This window comes from Mycobacterium sp. SMC-19, from assembly GCF_045310815.1.
GTDB lineage: Bacteria > Actinomycetota > Actinomycetes > Mycobacteriales > Mycobacteriaceae > Mycobacterium.
In genome coordinates this window covers 339666-359732 of the sequence record NZ_JBJIAM010000002.1, presented here as the reverse complement: position 1 = coordinate 359732, position 20067 = coordinate 339666, and the positions used below count along the sequence as shown (strand labels likewise).

4 protein-coding genes are annotated in these 20067 nt (G+C 69.0%); all 4 read right to left on the bottom strand.

What is annotated here, in order from left to right; all coding sequences use genetic code 11:
• Positions 1-26: 26 nt before the first annotated feature.
• The 4 genes from ACJH5R_RS05740 to ACJH5R_RS05725 are packed head-to-tail and all read right to left on the bottom strand — an operon-like array spanning position 27 to position 20051.
• Positions 27-4430 carry a type I polyketide synthase gene (locus ACJH5R_RS05740; RefSeq protein WP_406781472.1) on the bottom strand — a complete coding sequence of 1468 codons (4404 nt, stop codon included), beginning with the start codon at positions 4428-4430 and terminating at the stop codon, positions 27-29.
• Positions 4427-9847, bottom strand: coding sequence for a type I polyketide synthase (locus ACJH5R_RS05735; protein ID WP_406781471.1), 5421 nt, complete (start codon positions 9845-9847; stop codon positions 4427-4429). Before ACJH5R_RS05735 ends, ACJH5R_RS05740 begins: the two co-directional genes overlap by 4 nt.
• Positions 9847-15288, bottom strand: a complete 5442-nt coding sequence (locus tag ACJH5R_RS05730) for an SDR family NAD(P)-dependent oxidoreductase (protein ID WP_406781470.1) — start codon at positions 15286-15288, stop codon at positions 9847-9849. The genes ACJH5R_RS05735 and ACJH5R_RS05730 overlap by 1 nt, the downstream gene beginning before the upstream one ends.
• Entirely contained in the window at positions 15285-20051 is a 4767-nt protein-coding gene (locus tag ACJH5R_RS05725) for an SDR family NAD(P)-dependent oxidoreductase (RefSeq protein ID WP_406781469.1), read from the bottom strand. Before ACJH5R_RS05725 ends, ACJH5R_RS05730 begins: the two co-directional genes overlap by 4 nt.
• Positions 20052-20067: the final 16 nt, after the last annotated feature.

The following is a 20067-nucleotide window of genomic DNA, read 5'->3' as shown; positions in this document are numbered from 1 at the left end:
TTTCGGTTCTCTCCTAAATCAAAGGCCTACGACAACTCGACCAAGGTCATTTCGTCCTCGCCCTGCGAGGCCATGTCCTCTTCGGCGAGGGCCGCGCGGACCAGGTCCATCACCGCCGTGGAGAAGCCGTCGGCGATCGCGCGCACCACGGACTCCTCGATCCGGCGGCTGTCGTGCCACCAATCCAGGTACAGCACACCTCCCGTGCGATAGGCCCGCAGCTCCAGTGCGTGCCCCAGCCCCGGGATCGCCTCACGCACCGGCATCGCGGTATCGGGGTCGAACTGCACGGGCGCGTCGCCGAGCGATGGCGGCTCGGGAATCGCGCCGACGTAGTCGAAATGAATATCCGCGGGAGGAATCGAGCCGAACAGTCGCGCGGTCGGTGCGTACAGGTAGCGGAGCAGGCCGTAGCCGATCCCGTAATGCGGTACGCCGTCGAGCGCTTCGTGGACCGAGTCCAGCAGCTGCCGGGCGCTTACCTGGCCCTCGGTGGAGCAGCCGAGCGCGACCGGGTAGAGCGTGGTGAACCAGCCCACGGTACGGCGCAGATCGACGTCGGGCTTGAGCACCGAACGGCCCGCACCCCCCATGTCGACGGCCACGGTGCCCTCGCCGACCACCGATGCCACCGCCCGGCTCAGGCCGGCCAACAGGATCTCGTTGATCGGCAACCGCAGCCGCCGGCGCGCGTCGTCGATCTCGCTGGTGTCGGCGGCAGGCAGCGTCGTGGTGAGCTTGGACAGGTCAGCGGCGGCCGGGGGTTCGGCGACATCCGCGGCCAGCCGCAGAGTCGCTGATTGCGTTGCCTTCAACCAGAACTCGCGGCTTTCCAGCACCGCCGGGTGGGTCGCGAGTCCGGCGCAACGCTGCGACCACTCGGTCCAGCCCACCCCGACCGGCTGCAGCTCGATGTCGTTGCCGGCCAGCTTCTGGCCGAAGCCCGTGAAGATGTCGGTCAGCAGGATGTCGCGGGACGCCTCATCACCGACTCCGGCGTGCAGGCTCAGCGCCAGGTAGCACAGATCACCCGACGCGCCCCGGATGTACAGCGCAGTCAGCGGCGGTCCGGAGAGGTCCTGGTCGCGGATGTGCTCGGCCAGCAGCGTGCGCACCGCGTCGTGTTCGGCGGTCAGCCCCTCGGGCAGCGAGTGGGTGCTGATCTCCCCGAAATCGCCGGGTTCGACGATCCGCTGCTCCCAGGTACCGGCCCGCTCGGTGATGCGCAACCGCAGCGCGTCGTGGTGGTTGACCACCGCGGTCAACACGGCGCGCACGTCATCGACCGAGACGTCCGGCCGCAACCGCAGGATCAGCGGGATACGCCAGCGACCGTGTTCGCGGACACCGTTTTCCAGGAAGTAGGTGATGTTCGGCGGCACGGGCGGGTGCTCGACCTCGCCGAGCGATTGGCGCCCCAGCCCGCCGGCGGTGTATCGGGCGGTCAGCGCCTTGGCCAGCGCCGCCACCGTCGGGTTGTCATAGAGGTCCTGCGGGGTGAGGTCCAGCCCCTCGTGGGAGGCGGCCATGGCGACGCTGATCGCCACCAGCGAGTCACCGCCGACGTCGAAGAAGTTGGCCGTGCGGTCCACTGAGCCGACACCCAGGCACAGCGCCCAGATGCGTTGCAGCGTCGCTTCGATCGAAGACCCGGCCGAGCCGCCACTGCCGCTACCGTTGCTCTGCCCGCCGGCGGCGCCGCTTCCGGCGCCCGAGCCGGACACCCAGGTGGCGCCGGAATTGTGTTCAAGCCAATGCCGTTGGCGCTCAAAGGGGTAACCGGGAACAGTTACGTGCTTGGGATGGTAATCGCCGCGCAACGCCGACCAGTCCACCTCGACACCTGCAGCCCAGAGTTGGCCGAGGGCCAGCAAGAAGGTGTCGCGGTCGTCGCGGTTCTGCGCGTGGTGACGCATCAGTCGAACCGCCCGATGCCCACCCGCGAACTTCGGGTTGCGGGCCGCCGACGCGGTCAGGGTGGCTCCCGGGCCGACCTCGAGCAGGACGCGGTGCGGGTCGTTCAGCACCGTATCGATCTCGTCGGCGAACCGTACGGTGGCCCGTACGCTGCGCGCCCACGTCGCAGGATTGGTCGCCTCGCTGGGCGCCAGCCAGGTACCGATCAGGTTCGACAGCAGCGGGATCTGCGGTTCGTGCAGCGTCTGCCGGGACAGGAACGCGGTGAACTCCGAGATCATCGAGTCCATCAGGCGCGAGTGGAATGCGTGCGAGGTCCGGACCCGGCGCGCGTTGATCCCGGCCTGCTTGAGCGCGTCGGAGAATTCACGGATGTCGGCTTCGGTTCCGGCGACCACGCAGCCGTCCGGGTCGTTGACCGCGGCCAGGTCGACACCCTCGGTCAGGTAGGCGCCGACCGCGTCGGCACTGATCGGTACGGCCACCATGACGCCCCGCGGTGCGGCATGCATCAATCGGGCGCGCATCGCCACCACCTTGATTGCGGTGTCGAGGTCGAAGACACCGGCAACGGTGGCGGCGGCGTATTCGCCGATGCTGTGGCCGACCAGCGCCGCCGGGCGCACACCGTAGCTCTCGACCAGCTTGGCCAGCGCGTATTCCACGGTGAACAGGGCCGGTTGGGTACGGTCGGTGCGCTCCAGGTCCCGCGAGGTGCCCTCGAAGATCATCGCGCGCAGGTCGTAGCCCAGCTCCGCCTCGAAGCCGGCGACGCAGCGGTCGAAGTACTCGGCGAACACCGGCTCGTTGTCGTAGAGCCCGCGGGCCATTCCGATGTGCTGGGCACCCTGGCCCGGGAACAGGAACACCACCCGGTCGGCGGCGTCGCCCACCTCTTTGAGGTCCACGCCCTCGCCGATGAAGACGTTCTCGCTCTCTTCGGCGCCCAGCACCGCCGCCGCGTCGGCGCGGTCGGCGACGACCGCGGCCAGCCGCAGGTTGTGCGGGTGCCGGTTGGCCAGCGTGTACGCAACATCCGGGAGGCTGGGCGCCTCGGCGTCGTCACCGCCGGACAGCTCAGCAGCCAGATCGATGCGTCCCTGCGCCAGTGCTTCGGCGGTACGCGCCGACAGCAACAGCACCTCGGGGCCGGGCTTGGGCGCGGCGCCGGCGGTCTCCTCTTGCGGCCACTCCTCGACGATGACGTGGGCGTTGGTGCCGCCGACGCCGAACGAGCTGACCCCGGCGCGCCGGATGCCGTCGGACTCCCAGGGCCCGTATTCGCCGCGGATCCGGAACGGCCCGTCTTCGAGGTGCAGTTCGGGGTTCGGGCTGGTGTAGTGCAGCGTGCCGGGAATAGCCCGGTGCTTGAGGCACAGGATGGTCTTGATCAGGCTGGCGATACCTGCCGCCGACTCCAGGTGGCCGATGTTGGACTTCACCGAGCCCACATAGCAGGGGCCGGACCGCTGTTCCTCGGAGACCGCGAAAGCCTGTCGCAGGCCTTCGATTTCGATCGGGTCACCCAGCGGGGTGGCGGTGCCGTGCGACTCGATGTAGCTGATGGTGGACGCGTCGACCTCGGCGACCGCGTGCGCCTCGGCGATCACGTCGGCCTGCCCGGCCGCGGTGGGCGCCGCGTAGGTCATCTTGGTTCCGCCGTCGTTGTTCAGCGCCGAACCCCGGATCACCGCGTGGATCTGGTCACCGTCATCGACGGCCGCATCCAGCGACTTGAGCACCACCACACCGACACCGCTGGCGAAGATGGTGCCGTCGGCGCGCACGTCGAACGGCCGGCAATGCCCGCTCGCCGAGACCATCGAGCCCGGCTCGTGCCAGTACCCGACGTGGTGCGGAACCCGCAGCGACGAACCACCGGCCAGCGCCATGTCGCATTCGCCGCCCAGGATGCTCTGGCAGGCCAGGTGCAGCGCGACCAACGCCGACGAGCAGGCCGTCTGCACCGACAGTGCCGGGCCGTGCAGGTTGAGCTGGTGAGCCACCCGGGTGGCCAGATAGTCCTTGTCGTTCTGCAACGACAGGTTGACCATCTCGAAGCTGACGCCCTGGCCGATGATCAGGTTCGGGTCGTAGTGCGACATCAGGTTGTGCAGCAGGTAGCCACTGGTGGTGCTGGTCCCGTAGACGCCGACCGATCCCTCGATCTCGCCGGGCCGGTAGCCGGCGTCCTCCAGGGCGTGCCAGGCGGTCTGCAGGAACAGCCGGTGCTGCGGGTCCATGGTGCGAGCAGCCAGCGGGGTGAAGCCGAAGAAGCCCGCATCGAACTCGTCGATGCCGTCCAGCAGCGCGGCCCGCCGCACATAGTTGTGGTTCGCCAGCGCCTTGTCACTCACACCGCTGGCGCGCAGCTCGTCCTCGGACAACGTGACGATGGATTCGGTGCCGTTGCGCAGGTTGTTCCAGAATCCGGTCAGCGTGCGGGCACCCGGAAAGCGCCCCGCCATGCCGACAACCGCGATCGCGTTGGGCGGCACTTCATTGTTGGTCACGAACGATCTCCTACTTTTCGCCGTGCCGCGGCCCGCTGACGCGCCGCGGCACGCTGCTGGGCCCGGCTCCGAACACCGCCGACGTCGCCCGCGCCGTCCGCCCCCTCCGGCTCGGCGAGGCCGAGTTGGCGGGCCAGGTCGGCGGCCAGGTCGGTCAGTGAGGCACCCTGCAGCAGCAGTGCCACCGGGGGCTCCGCGCCGAAGTCGCCCCGGACGGTGTTGCGGATGCGCACTGCCATCAGTGAATCCATGCCGAGCTCGGTCAACGGCCTCGCCGGGTCGATGACGCTGCCCTTGGGGTAGCCCATGATCGCCATGATCCGCGAACCCAACCGTGCGACAACGGCTTTGGTGGCCTCGGCGGCGCTGAGCTGCTTGAGCCCTTCCGGACCGGGCCAGTCGTCGTCCTCGTCGTCGAGGTCGAGTTCTTCGGCCAGGGTCGCGAAGTACCCGAGTTGCTGCAGTTCCGGGAAGGCCGCGGCCACCCGGTCCAGGCGCAGCCGGGCAACACCGATCCGGGAAAGATCGCCGCCGAGGATGGCCTCGAGGGCCTCCATGCCTTCGTCGGGGTTGATCGGGTCCAGTGCGCTGAACTTGAGTTCCTGGGCGACACCGACTCCGGACCATTGGCCCCAGTTGATGGTGATCGCCGGCAGCCCGGCGGCCCGCCGCCACGCCACCAGGCCGTCCAGCCAGGCGCTGGCCGCGGCGTAGGACGCCTGGCCGGGTGCCCCCAGCAGCGACGAGGTCGAGGAGAACCCGACCCACCAGTCCAGCTCCTTGCCGACGGTCGCGACGTGCAGGCGCAGCGCGGCCGCGGCCTTGGGCGCCCACACGCGGCCCAGCGTCTCTTTGTCGATACCGACCACGATCTGGTCATCGATGACCGCGGCGCCGTGGATGACACCGCGCAGTGTCAGCCCGGTCTGTTCCGCCGCGGCGACCAGGCTCTCGGCCACACCCGGTGCGGCGAGATCGCCCGAGACGACCGCGATCTGGGCCCGCGCCTCGAGCTCGGACAGCACGGCGCGCTGCTCCTCCGATGGCTGCGAGCGGCTGTTGAGCACGATCCGCGCGGCGCCGTGGTCGATCAGCCACCGGGCGACGACCAGCCCGATACCGCCCAGGCCGCCGGTCAGCACGTAGGCGCCGTCGGATCGCACGGTCGGGACACCGGTGGGGGTCACGTTCGCACGCTTGAGACGTTCGGCGTAGCGGTGCTCCCCGCGCCAGGCCACCACGTCGTCGGTGCTCGCCAGCCCCAGCTCGGTGATCAGGGCCGCCGCCGGGTCCGCCGAAGCGTCCAGGTCGACCACGCCGGTGTGCAGGTCCGGGTGCTCGTAGGCCAGCACCCGCACCAGCCCCTTGAGGGCGCTGATCGACGGGTCGCCGTGCTCGTCCCCCACGGTCAGGCCGTTGCGGCCCACCAGCCACAGCCGCGGCGTGGCGCCGTGCCAGCCGCCGACGATGGTGCGCACCGTGGAGGCGACCGACCAGGCCAGGTCACGACCGCGTGCCGGCGCATCGCCGACCTCGGTGCCGTCGAAGGCACCTTGAGCGGCCAACACGATCACCCCGACCGGAGGCCGGTCCGGGTCGTCGGCGGTCTGCGCGAACGCCTCCCGCACGGCGGGTTCGCTGGCCAGGTCTGCGGTGATCACCCGGCGGGTGTCCGAACCGAAGCGACCGGCGAAATCGGCTGCCAGCGCTTCGGTTTCGGCACCGTCGGTGAGCACCAGCCAGCTGCCATCGGGAGCTGCCGGCGGCTGCGCGGGGACGGACGTGTCGATCCACTCGGTGTCGAAGATCTTCTGGGTCAACGGCAGAGGCACGGTACGTCGCTGCACGCGCTGCAGATAGATCCCGGACAGCTCGGCCGTGACCGCCCCGGTGTCGTCGGTCAGGGTGACCCGGCCCAGGATCCCGCCGTCGTCATGGCTGACCAGCTCGGCGTGCCCACGGGCCCGGCGGCCGACGTCGCCGAAGATCCGGATGTTCTCGACCGCCACCGGAAGATAGGTGGCCTCGTCCATCCCGGCCGAACCCATCAACGACTCGTCGGGCAGCGCCGCGGCCAGGCATTGCAGGGCCGCGTCGAGCATCACCGGGTGAATCCGGTAACCCCGGTGCGCGGTGGCCTCGTCGGGCAGCACGATCTCGGCCTCCGAGGCGCCGCCGGGCTTGCGCACGATCCGGGTCAGCGCGGCGAACGCCGGCCCGTGCTGCAGGCCGGTACGGCGCAGCGCCGTATAGAGGTCGGCCGGTGAGAGCGCGGTGCCGCCGCCGGTGGGTGCCGGGCGTTGCGCCGCAGCGGCGGGTTGTGCCGCCGCAGCGCGGGCCACGGCATGCCGGGACCAGCTGCCGCCGGCCGGGCGGGAATGGATCTCGATGCGCAGTTCGTCGGAACCGTCGGCGTCGTGCAGCAACCGGGTGGTGACTTCGGTCCGCTCGTCGACGCGCAGCATCTGCTCGACCTCGACCCGATCCACCGCGACGGCGGACGGCGGCAGACCCAAGGCCTCACCCGCCGCCGCCAACGCCATTTCGGCGAAGCCGGTCGCGGGCATCACGACCTGGCCGTGCACCTTGTGGTGGGCCATCCACGCCACGAGGTCGGTGCCCACGTCGGCCTGCCAGACGTGGCCGTGGCCCGACGGCAGCTCGACGTGGATACCCAGCAGCGGATGTGCATCGGCGCTGTGACGGTTCGCGGCGACCGGCGCGGCCCAATAGCGGACGTGCTGCCACGGCCGCGGCGGCAGATCGGCGCGGCCGATCCCGCCGTCGGGCTGCGGTGCGTCGGCAGGCGGCGGTGCCACTGTCGCCAGATTGGTGTGGAAGCTCAGCGCCTCGGGCTGCTCGCGCAGCAGGGTGCCGGTCACCACGCTGTCGCCGGCGGGCCGCGCGGTTTCAAGGTTGCCGTTGATGGCGTGGCTGAGCAACGGATGCGGGCTGACTTCGATGAAGGTGGCGTGCCCAGCGGCGGCCGCAGTCACGGCCTGGGCGAACCGCACCGGGTTGCGCAGGTTGTGCACCCAGTAGTCCGCATCGAAAGCCGGCACGCCGGTTCCTTCTTGACCGACGGTGCTGATCAGCGGAATCTTCGGCGCGGACGGCCTCAGGTCAGCCAGCGCGCTCCGCAGGTCGCCCAGGATCGGGTCGACGGTCGGGTGATGCGACGCCACGTCCACCTCGACGCGGCGGGCCAGTTTGCCCTGGGCGTCGACGATCGCGACGACGGCGTCGACCTGGTCGGGCGGTCCGGCGATCACGGTCTGCTGCGGCGCTGCGTACACCGCCACGGTGATGTCCGGGTGCTCGGCGACCAGCTTTTCGGCGGCGTCGGCATCGAGCTCCAGCAGCGCCATCGCGCCCTGGCCGCTCAATCGGGCCATCAGTCTCGACCGGGTGGCGATCACCTTCAGGCCGTCCGCGGGGCTCAGCGCACCGGCCACCACGGCCGCGGCCACCTCCCCCATCGAATGGCCGATCACCGCGTCCGGCTCGACTCCGTGGGATCGCCACAGCGCCGTCAGTGCCAGCTGCATGCCCACCAACACCGGCTGGATGCGATCGATGCCGACCACCGGCTCGCCGGATTCGAGAACCTGGCGCAACGAGAACCCAACCTGCGCAACGAAATCGGGCTCCAGCTCGTCCACGGCGGCGGCGAACGCCGGCTCATCGATCAGCAGTTGGCGGCCCATGCCGGCCCACTGAGATCCCTGGCCCGAGTACAGGAACACGGTTCCTTTGCCGCGCAACGTGGCACGCGTGCCGACCACTCCGGGAGCCGGGTATCCGCCGGCGACCGCCCGCAACCCGGCCAGCGCCTGCTCGGTGTCGCGTGCGCAGACGGTGGCGAACTTGGCGTACCGGCTGCGGTGGTGATTGAGGGTGTTGGCGACGTCTGCCAGCGGTACGGCGGCGCCCGGGCCCGCGATCCAGTCAGCCAACGTGGCGGCCCAATCCGCCACCCGCTTTTCGGTTTTGCCCGAGATCACCAGCGTGGCGACCGGTTCGGCCGACGCCGGTGCCGGTACCGGGTCCGGTCCCTGCTCGAGCACCACGTGCGCGTTGGTTCCACCCAGCCCGAACGATGACACCGCGGCCCGGCGCGGCCCCTCGGCCGCCGGCCAAGGCGTCATCTCAGTGGGGACGAACAGCCGCGTCGGAGACGGGTCGATCGCCGGGTTCCACTTGGAGAAGTGCAGGTTCGGCGGAATCTGGCCGTGTTGCACAGACAACGCGGCCTTGATGAAGCCGGCGATGCCGGCCGCCGCCTCCAGGTGCCCGATGTTGGTCTTGACCGCACCCAAGGCGCACTTGTCGGCGCCGCGGCCGTAGACGTCTGCGAGCGCCTCGAACTCGATCGGGTCACCCAAAGCCGTTCCGGTGCCGTGCGTCTCGATGAGGTTCACCGAATTGGCCGTAACGTCGGCACTACGCAGCGCCCGGCTGATCGCGTCGATCTGAGCGATGGTGTTCGGCGCGGTCAGCCCGTTGGACTTGCCGTCGGAGTTGACCGCCGAGCCGCGCACCACCGCCAGCACCCGGTCGCCGTCACGGATGGCGTCGGTGAGGCGCTTGAGTACGACGATCCCGGCGCCCTCGCCGCGCACGAATCCGTCCGCTCCGGCGTCGAAGGTGTGGCATCGGCCGCGCGGTGACAGCATTCCCCACTTGGCCATGGCGACCTGTGTTTCCGGCCGCAGGATGAGGCTGACACCGCCGGCCAGGGCCAGGTCGCTCTCCCGCATGCGCAGGCTCTGGCAGGCCATGTGGATCGTGACCAGCGACGACGAGCATGCCGAGTCCATCGCGACCGCGGGACCGCGCAGTCCCAGCAGGTAGGCGATTCGGCCGACGGCGACGGCGTGGGCGTTACCGGTGGCCGAGTAGCCGTCGATCGCATCTGGATTGGCTGCTGAAATCCCTTGGTATTCGGTGTAATACACACCCATCATCACCGCGGACCGGATGCCCGACAGGGTTTCCGGCGACAGCCCGGCGTGTTCGAGGGCCTCCCAAGCAACCTCGAGCATCAGACGCTGTTGCGGGTCCATCGCCTCGGCTTCGCGCGGAGAGATTCCGAAGAAGTCGGCGTCGAAGCCGGCCACGTCGGAGATGAAGCCACCCCACTTCGACGACATCCGGCCCGGGGCCAGCGGATCCGGGTCGTAGTACTCGTCGGCGTCCCAACGATCCGAGGGGATTTCGGTGATGGCGTCGCGCCCGGTCTCCAACAGCTCCCAGTAGGCGTCCGGGCCCGAGGCCCCGCCCGGGAAGCGGCAGCCGATCCCGACGACCGCAATCGGTTCGGCGGCGGCGATCCGCGACGCCTTGTCGAACTGCTCGGTCAGCGCCCCCCGCTTGTCGGCGCCCATGGCCGACATCCTGTTGAAGATCGTCGTCATCAATAAATACCGCTCTCGCTACCGGTCGAAGCCGACTCGACCTGATCGAACAACTCGTCCAGCACACCGCCGGATGAGCCGAACCCCAAATCATCGTCGCCTTGCCCCGCTGTGGTGTCCGGTTCCACATAACGTGACGCCAGCAGTCCCACCAGGTGCGTTGCCAACGCTGAGATGCTGGGGTGATTCCACAGCATCGACGCCGACAAATCCACCCCTACCAGCTGTTGTGTCTCTTTCAGGACCGTCATCGCGATCATGGAATCGAGCCCCATCTCCGGGAACGGCTGATCCACATCGACCGCTGTCGCAGATGTTCGAAGTTCGCGGGCCAGAATAGCCTGCAGCCTGACCACCAATTCCCCGTGCCGCTGGTCGGCGGGGATGGTCGACCAGTCCGGAACGCCTGCTGCCGAGGTAGCGGCGCCGGACTGCTCACTGGTCGCAGTAGCACCGAGCGTCACATCTGCCTCACCGACGAGGTCCTCGAAGAAGGTCAGCTCCCGGAATTCCGGCGAGGTGGCGACCGCACGGTCGATGCGCAGGCGTCCCACCCCGATCCGGGCCCCGATCCGGCCGGCGTCGGCACCCAGCACGGCATCCAGTGCCTCGATGCCTTCGTCGGGGCTGATCGGGTCGAGGACGCTGAGCGTCATCGACCGTCCGAGACCCACATCGGACCACTGACCCCAGTTGATCGCGGTCGCGGGCAGGCCAGAGGCGTGCCGCCACGCCATCAGCGCATCCAGCCAGGCGTTGGAGGTGGCGTAGCCGAGCTGGCCGGGCAGCCCCAGCAGCGCTGCCATCGAGGAGAAACCCACCCACCAGTCAAGCTGGGTGGCTGCGGTCGCCGCATGCAGCCGGGCGGCGCCGACGGCCTTGGCGGACCAGACGCTCTCCAGGCTCTCGCGGGTCACGGCCGTCACCAGCCCGTCTCCGAGCACACCGGCGGCGTGCACGACACCGCGCAGCGGCTTGCCCGTCTCCTGCGCGGCGGCCACCAGAGCGTCGGCCACTCCCGGTGAACTGATGTCGCCGGCGACAAAGACCACGTCGGTTCCGGCGGCCAGTTCGTCCAGCACGGCGCGCTGCTGTTCGGCAGGCTCGCTGCGGCCGTTCAGCACGATTCGGCCGGCGCCGCGGGCCACCAGCCAGCGGGCCACCACGATGCCCAGACCGCCCAGACCACCGGTGAGCAGGTAGGAGCCGTCGGCGCGCACCTCGGCCTGCGGGGCCTGGATCGTCTCGGCACCGTCGAGGGTGGCTCGGGTGAGCCGTTCGGTGTAGCGCTGTCCGCCGCGCCAGGCGATCACGTCGTCGCGCAGCGGGGCGCCCAGTTCGGCCAGCAGGGCGTCGGCCAGGGCCGCGGTGTCCGCCGAGGCGTCCAGGTCGACCAGGGTGGCGCCCAGGTCGGGCTCATCGGCCAGCACCCGGGCGAGTTCGCCGGGGAAGCGCCAGGTACGGACCACACCTTTGAGCGCGCCGATAGCCGGGTCAGCCGGCTCATGCGGCTCACGATCGCCGAAGGCCAACCCGCCGCGGCTGACCAGCCACAACCGCGGCTTGTTGGCTCCGGTCGCAGCCGGCCAGCCCTGGACCGCTGCGCGAGCCGTCGATGAAGCCGTCCAGACGAGCTCGCGGGCGCGAGCCAGTGCGCCTTCCGGGTCGGACCCGTCGAATCCGCGCCGGTCCAGGAAGACCACGATGCCGGCCGGCGGATGCGCGGGGTCGGCGGCGGCACGTGCAACCGCTTCAGTCAGGGCCGGTTCGTCGGCGAACGGGCCGGTCACAACCTTGCGATTCGGGCCGCCCAGGCGTGCCCCGAACTGCGCGGCGAGTTCACCGGCCGACGGCTCGGACAGCACCAGCCAGCTGCCGTCGGCAGCCCCGGCGGCGTCGGGTGCAGGCGACAGAGCCCACTCGGTGGCAAAGAGCTTCTGATCCAGCGGCACCCGCAGGGACCGGGGATCGAGCGGGCGCAGCTCGATGCCGGTGAGCTCTGCAAGGACGGCGCCCGCCTCATCGCTCAGGACGACCCGGCCAACGGCCACCTGGTCTTCGTGACTGGTCACTTCGGCGTGGCAACCAACCTGGCGCCCAGCCGGGGCGAACACCCGTACCGCGGCCACCGCCGTCGGCACGTAGCTGATCCCCTCGGCCGAGATAGCCGCCGCCAGTTGCCGCAGCCCGGCATCGAGCAATGCGGGGTGCAGGCGGTAGGCGGGATGGGTGGCCACGCTGTCGGGCAACGTGAGCACACTGTGCGCGGAGTCCTCTTGGGACGCCGAACCGTCCCGCTCGGCCGGTGCCGGCGAGATGTCGGCGACCACATGCCGGGACCATGCTTCGCCGGCCGCGCGGGCGTGGATCTCGACCCGGGTCTGCCCCTCGCTGCCGCTGAGCTGGGTGGTGACCTGCATCCCGCGCTCCAGCACCAGCGGCTGTTCGATCTGTATGCCGGTCACCGCGATCGACTCGGTGGGTCGGCCGAGCGCCTCGCTGCCCGCTGCCACCAGCATCTCGATCAGCGCCGCCGCCGGCGCCACGGACTGTCCGTGCACCGGGTGCTCGGCCAGCCACGGCATCGTCTCGGTGCTCAGATCGTTCTGCCAGATGTGGTCGCCGCCGCTGAGCATCTCGACGTGCACACCGAGCAGTGGATGCACGTCCTGGGCCTGAGTAGCTGGTCCACGCGGGGCGAGCCAATGCCGGCTGTGCTGCCAGGGGGTGGTCGGCAGTTCGGCGAATCCGCCGGCCTGGGAGGGATTGGCAGCGTTGGTGTCGCCGGCATGCCGGCCGAGTTCGGTGAGCTGAACATGGAAGCTCAGGGTTTCGTCGTCGCCCCGGCGCAGGGTCGAGGCCACGGTCACCGGTTCGGCGGCGGCGGCTTCGGCCGTCTCGGTGATCGAGTGGGTCAGCAACGGGTGGGGGCTGATCTCGATGAACGTGTCGTGCTCCGCGACCGCCACGGTCACGGCTTGGCTGACCAACGCGGGCTTGCGCACGTTGGCCACCCAGTAGTCCGCGTCCAAACGCGGCGTGGGCCCCGCAGGATCCACCGCCGTGGATATGAACGGGATCTGCGGCATTTGTGGGGTCAGGTCGGCCAACTCGGCACGCAGCTCATCCAGGATCGGATCCATGAACGCGGTATGGGAAGCCACTTCCATATTCACCCGCCGCGCAAACCGCTCCGCAGCAGCCACCGCAGCAATCACCGCATCCACATCCGCCGGCGAACCCGCCACCACCGTCTGCCGCGGCGACAAATACCCCGCCACCTCAACACCGGGATAACCCACCAACAACTCCTGGGCCGCGGCGGCATCCAACTCCAGCAACGCCACCGCACCCTGACCGGCCTGACGCGACATCAACGCCGACCGCACCCCGATCACCTTCAAACCCTGCTCCGGCGTCAGCGCCCCGGCCACCACCGCCGCAGACACCTCCCCCATCGAATGCCCAATCACCGCATCCGGAACAACCCCATACGACCGCCACAACGCAGCCAACGCCAACTGCAACGCCATGATCACCGGCTGCACCTGCGCATCACCAGAAATCTCAACGCCCTGCTCAATCACCTCACGCAGCGAAAAACCCACCTGCCGGGCAAAAAGCGGCTCCAACTCAGCAACAGCATCGGCAAACACCGGCTCATCGGCCAACAACCGACGACCCATCCCCACCCAATGCGAACCCTGACCCGAAAACACAAACACCGGCCGAGATGTCGCCGGACGCGGCCGGGGCTCGATGACGCCGGGCGCGGACTCGCCAGCAGCCAGCGCCGTCAGGCCGGCCACCGCGGCGGCGCGGTCGCGAACGCATACACCCGCGGTGTATTTGAAGCGGCTTCGGTTCTGCTGCAGGGTCACTGCGACGTCGGCCAGGGACACACCAGCACCATCGGTCTGCATCCACTGTGCGAGTACTCCGGCGGTTGCCGCTATACGCGCCGGCGACTTCCCCGACACCACCAACGTGCTCACCGGCACAGGAGCACCTGCCGGAACAACCTCAGCATCGGGAGCCTGCTCCACAATCACATGCGCATTAGTGCCCGACACCCCAAACGAGGACACCCCCGCCCGACGCGGACGCGACACCACCGGCCAGTCCATCGCCGCACCCGCAACCTGAAACTTCGACGCCCCCACACCCGCATTCGGCGTCAACTCCGAAAAATTCAAATGCCGCGGCACAAACCCCTGCTGCACCGACAACACCGTCTTGATAAACCCCGCCACACCCGAAGCCGACTCCAAATGCCCCAGATTGGTCTTCACCGACCCCAACACCAACGGCGCCGACCCAGCACGCTCACCAAACACCGCCGAGAGCGCATCCAACTCAATCGGATCACCCAACGCCGTCCCCGTGCCATGCGCCTCGACATAATCGATATCGGCCGGCGACAACCGCGCCGACTCCAACGCCGCCCGCACCACCTTCTGCTGCGCCGGACCCGACGGCACCGTCTGACCAGACGACGGCCCATCCTGATTCACCGCCGAACCCCGCACCACCGCCAAAATCCGATCACCATCACGCTGCGCATCCGACAAACGCTTGAGCACCACCACCCCAGCGCCTTCAGAACGAACGTAACCGTCAGCAGCCGCATCGAAGGTCTTGCACTGCCCATCGGGGGCCAACATCCCCCACCGCGACGTCGCAATACTGTTCTGCGGGGTCAAAATCAGGTTCACCCCAGCCGCCAACGCCTGATCCGACTCCCGACGCCGCAAACTCGCACACGCCAAATGAATCGTCACCAACGACGACGAACACGCCGTATCCACCATCATCGCCGGACCATGCACACCCAAGAAATACGACAACCGCCCCGCCGCAAAATTCGGCGCATTGCCGAACGAGAGGTAGGGGTCGATGTCGCGCGGGCTGGTCTGCTCTGTCGCGAGAATGGTGTAGTCGTTGGTGGTGAGGCCGACGAAGACGCCGGTCGCAGTGCCCCGGATCGCCTCCTTAGTGATCCCGGCATGCTCCAACGCCTCCCAGGCCACCTCCATCAACAACCGCTGCTGAGGATCCATCGCATCGGCCTCACGCGGCGAAATACCAAAAAACTCCGCATCAAACTCAGCCGGCTGCCACGACGTCAAAAACCCGCCCTCACGAGAACAAATCGTCCCCGGAACCGAATGATCCGACGAATAGAACGCATCCGCATCCCAGCGATCCGCCGGAACCCGCACAATGCCCGAACCCTCATCACACAACAACTGCCACAACGCAGCCGGACCATCCACCCCACCAGGCAGACGACACCCCAAACCCACCACCGCAATCGGCTCAGTATCACCGGCCTCAGCCACCGCCAACCGCGCCGTCAGATCATCAATCTTGCGCAGCGCCTCAGCAACAATCGCCCGACGATCCGGCCCCCCGACCGGCGCAGCACTCTTCTCGCTCAACTCAACCTCTCCGAGAGCCGCGCGAGCAGCTCGTCATCGCTCATGTCGTCGTAGGCGTCGGCGCTGTCCTGCTCGGCGGCCTCTGCCACCTCGGGCAGGATCGTTGCCAGGTACCCCGTCAGCGCGTCGATTGTCGGGTAGTCGAACACCACTGCGGCAGGCAGTGTTTCGCCGAGACTGTCCGAAAGGGCCCGCTGCAGGGTGACGCTCATCAGCGAATCCATGCCGGATTGGAAGAATCCCGCAGTCGGATCCAGGGCGTGGCGCGACGCCAGGCCCATGGCCGCGACGACCTGATCGGTGACGTGTTCGCGCAGCAGCTCCAGGCGCTGTTCGGGTTCCGCCTCGGTCACAGCTCGGCGGAACTCGGTGCTCTGCGTCGCCGCGCCGTCAGCCGGCGTGTCGGCGACCAGCAGGTCATCGACAATGCGCAGCGCGGCCCGAGTGCGGTAGGCGGTGGCCAGCCGTGGCCAGTCCGCCGCGACGACGGTGTGCCGTACCGCGCTCCGCGCGCCGATCACCAGTGGCAACGCCCCGATCGCGACGTCGTCGGCCATCGGCTCCAGCCCGGAGTCGACGGTCACTTGGCGTTCGGCGTCGGACTGGGTGTCGGTCAACGACTTCCACAGCCCCCAGTTGATCGCGGTGGCAGGCAACCCGGCCGCCCGGCGGGCGTAGGCGAAGGTGTCCAGGAAGGTGGTGGTTGCGGTGTAGTGCGCAAGCCACCGCGATCCGGTGATACCGGAGATCGACGAGAACAACACGAAGTAGCGCACCGGCTGCCGCAGCGACAGCTTGTGCAGCACCGCGACCACGTCGAGTTTCGGGCGGAACATGGTGGTGACGTCGTCGTCGGTCATGTCGCGCAATGTCACCGGGCCGCCCGCGAAGGCGGCCACGTGGATGCCTTCCAGCGGCGGCAGGTCGGCGCCGAACCGATCGAACAACGCACTCATCGCGGTCTCGTCGGCGGCGTCGACAGGCACCGTCACCAGTGTCGTTCCGGCCAAAGCCAACTCGGCCGTCAAATCGTCGAGCCGTGAACCGGGGTGCCGGGATACGGCGATGACGGTCTTGGCCCCACTGGCCGCCAGTTGCCGCACCAGCTGTGGACCGATGTTGCCCGTCGCGCCGATCACCAGATGGCAACTGTCGGCGTCGAATTCGACCGGCGCGGCACCGGTGGGGCGGCCACCGAGCAGGCGGGGCACCCGGCGGATGCCGGCCCGGTAGACGACCTGGTCCTCGTTGTCGGCAGCGCCCGCCTCGGCGAGCAGGTACCCGGCGACCACGGCCGGGGGCACCGACTCGTCGACGTCGATGACCCTGCCCCAGATCCCGGGGTGCTCCAGGGCCAAGCTGCGGCCCAGCCCCCAGAGCACGGCATGCGCGGGGTTGGCCCGGTCCCCGTCACCGACGGGTTGGGCGTTGCGGGTCAACAGGAACAGCGTCGCCGGCTTCGATGTCTGCTCGGCCATCACGGTGGCCAGCCGCCGTGCTGCGTTGAACGCCGCGTAGGCCGGTTCTGCGCGCAGGTCCGTCGCGTCCGTCGGCGGCGCGTAGAGGACATGTGTGGCGTTGGCCAGCGCCGCAGCCAGTGCGGCAGGGTCGGCGTCGACGTCCAGCGCCGTCACGGCGCCACCGCGCTTCGCGCCGATCTCGGAACTCAGGCCGTTGTCCCCGATGACCAGCCAGGACTGCTCGGTGCCGATGTCGCCGGCCTCTGCTTCGGCAGTCGGCCAGGTCAGCTCGCACCACCAGTCCGCAGGCACCGCTCCCGGGTTGCCGGCGGCCGGTTGCGCTGCGGCACCGGCCGGGGCGCCGGCATGACGGACGGCCGTGGTCTCGATCCAATAGGTGCTGTGCTGCCACGGGGTGGCGGGCAACACCGGGTGCGGTTCGGGCGGGTGCGGAGTCTGCGGAGGCTGGGTGGTGTGCGTGCGGTTGAGGTTGGTGTGGAAGCTGACCGCGTCGTCGGCGTCGCGCACCAGGGTCCCGACGCTGTGGTGGTGACCGCCGAGGGCTTCCACGGTGTCGGCAATCGCGTGCGTGAGAATCGGGTGGGCGCTGACCTCCACGAACGTGGTGTACTCGCCGGCCGCCGCACGGACCGCCTGCGTCAGCAACGCCGGCTGGCGAACGTTGTTCACCCAGTACTCGGCGTCCAGCATCGGCATGCCGCCGGCCGGCATGGCCGCCTCGGTCACGGTCGAGAAAAACGGGATGGTGGCGACTTCGGGCGTCAGGCCCTCCAGTGCCGCGCGCAACTCCGGCAGGATCGGGTCCATCAACGCGGTGTGCGAGGCCACTTCCATGTTGACCCGCCGGGCGAACTTGTTCTGACCGCTCACCACGGCGATGACCGCATCCACGGGCGACACCGGGCCGGCCACGACGGTCTGCTTCGGCGAGAGGTAGCCCGCCACACTGACATCCGGGTAATCGGCGAGCAGCGTCTCGGTCGCTTCGGCGTCCAGGTTCAGCAACGCCACCGCGCCCTGTCCGGCCTGCTGCGACATCAGCCGCGAACGAGCCGCGATAACCGCGAACCCATCGGCCGGGCTCAGGGCGCCGGCCACCACCGCGGCGGTGACCTCACCCATGGAGTGACCGATGACGGCGTCGGGGTGCACCCCGTAGGAGCGCCACAGCTCGGTCAGTGCCAGCTGCAGCCCCATCAGGACGGGCTGTACCTGCGCATCGCCGCTGACCGGTTCGCCGCCGGAGATCACCTGCCACAACGAGAACCCGACGTGTTCGACGAACGCCGGTTCCAGCACGGCCAGCGCCCGGGCGAAAGCAGGCTCGTCGGTGAGCAGTTGACGCCCCATGCCGACCCAGTGCGAGCCCTGGCCGGAATACACGAACACGGTGCCCGGACCACACGGGCCGTCGTGCGGCCCGATGACTCCGCACTCCTGGCCATCGGCCGAGGTACCGGCCGCCAGCGCCCGCAGGCCGCTGATCGCCGCGCCCCGGTCGCGGGCGCACACGCTGCCGAACAGTGACTGCCGGGCACGGTGGTGATTGAGGGTGTGGGCGACGTCGGCCAATTCCACCCCTGCACCGTCGCCATCCAGCCAGTCGGCCAGGTCGCGGGCTGTTGCGGCGATTCGTTCCGGGGTCCGCCCGGAGACCACCAGGGTGGTCACCGCCGGGTCGGCTTCGCGCGCAGTGACCTTGGCGGGCGGCGCCTGCTCGATGACCACGTGGGCGTTGGTGCCGCCAAATCCGAACGAGGAGACCCCGGCCCGCCGCGGGTGATCCGACGAAGGCCACTCCTGGTGTTCGGCAACGACCTTCAAACGCATCTGGTCGAACGTGATGTGCGGGTTCGGGGTGTTGAAATGCAGGTTCTTCGGAATTCGCCCGCGTTGCACCGCCAGCACCGTCTTGATGAAGCCGACCATGCCTGCGGCGGCCTCGAGATGGCCGAGGTTCGACTTGGCGGCCCCGAGCAGCAGCGGTGCCTGAGCGGAACGGCCTCGGCCAAGCACCGTGCCCAGCGCCTTGGCCTCGATCGGGTCACCCAACAGGGTGCCGGTTCCATGGGTTTCGACGTAGTCGACTTCCTGCGGTGCTACTCCCGCATCGGCGTAGGCCGACCGCAGCACCGCCATTTGGGCGGCCGGGTTCGGCGCCAGCAGACCGTTGGAGTGCCCGTCCTGGTTAATCGCCGATCCGCGCACCACCGCCAGCACCCGGTCGCCGTCCCGCCGGGCGTCCGACAGGCGCTTGAGTACCACGACACCGCAGCCCTCACCGCGAACGAATCCGTCGGCGTCGGCGTCGAACGCGTGACACGCGCCGGTCGGCGACAATGCCCCGCTCTGATCGAAGCCGCGGAAAACCGCCGGAGACATCAGCAGATTCACCCCGCCGACAATCGCGGTCTCGCACTCCCCGGTACGCAGGCTGCGCGAAGCCAGGTGCAGGGCGACCAACGACGACGAGCACGCGGTGTCGACCGTCACCGACGGACCACGCAAGTCCAAGAAGTACGACAGCCGGTTGGCGATGATGCTCAGGGCACCACCGGCATTGCTCCAGGCGTCCACGTTGGGAAGATCGGCGGACGCGTGGCAGCCGTACTCGGTGATGCTGGCCCCGACATAAACGCCGGTCTGCGATCGCCGCAACGATGTCGCCGGAATTCCCGCGTGCTCCAAGGCTTCCCACGCCACTTCGAGCAGGAGTCGCTGCTGGGGGTCCATCTTGACCGCTTCGCGGCTGGAGATCTCGAAGAAATCGGCGTCGAAAGCCGCGATGTCGCGCAGGAACGAGCCCCACCGGGTGGTGCGAGCGATCGCGTTGCCGGTCTCCGTCGACCCGTCGTCGAAGGGCGCCCACCGATCGGCCGGCACTTCGGTCACCGCGTTGCCGCCGTCGATCAGGAACTGCCACAGCGCTTCCGGTGAGTTGATGTCACCGGGAAAGCGGCAACCCAGACCGATCACCGCGATGGGCTCGTCGGTGCCGAAGCGACCGGGCTCGGGTGCCGACTCTTCGTCTGCGGAATCGGGCTCGATCAAGAATCGGGCCAGTTCGGCGACCGACGGGTGCTGCCAGAGTTCGACAGGTGAGACTTTGCGGCCGAGCAGCTCCGATAGTTCGCCGCAGAGCACCACGGCGTCGCGGGACCCGACGCCCAGGTCGTTGAGGGACGCGTTGAAATCGATGTCCTCGAGGCTGCAACCGATGTTGGTGACCAGATAGTCGGCCAGCCAGTGGCGCAGTGCTTCTTCGTCAAATGCTGCGGTCATGCGGGGAACTCAATTC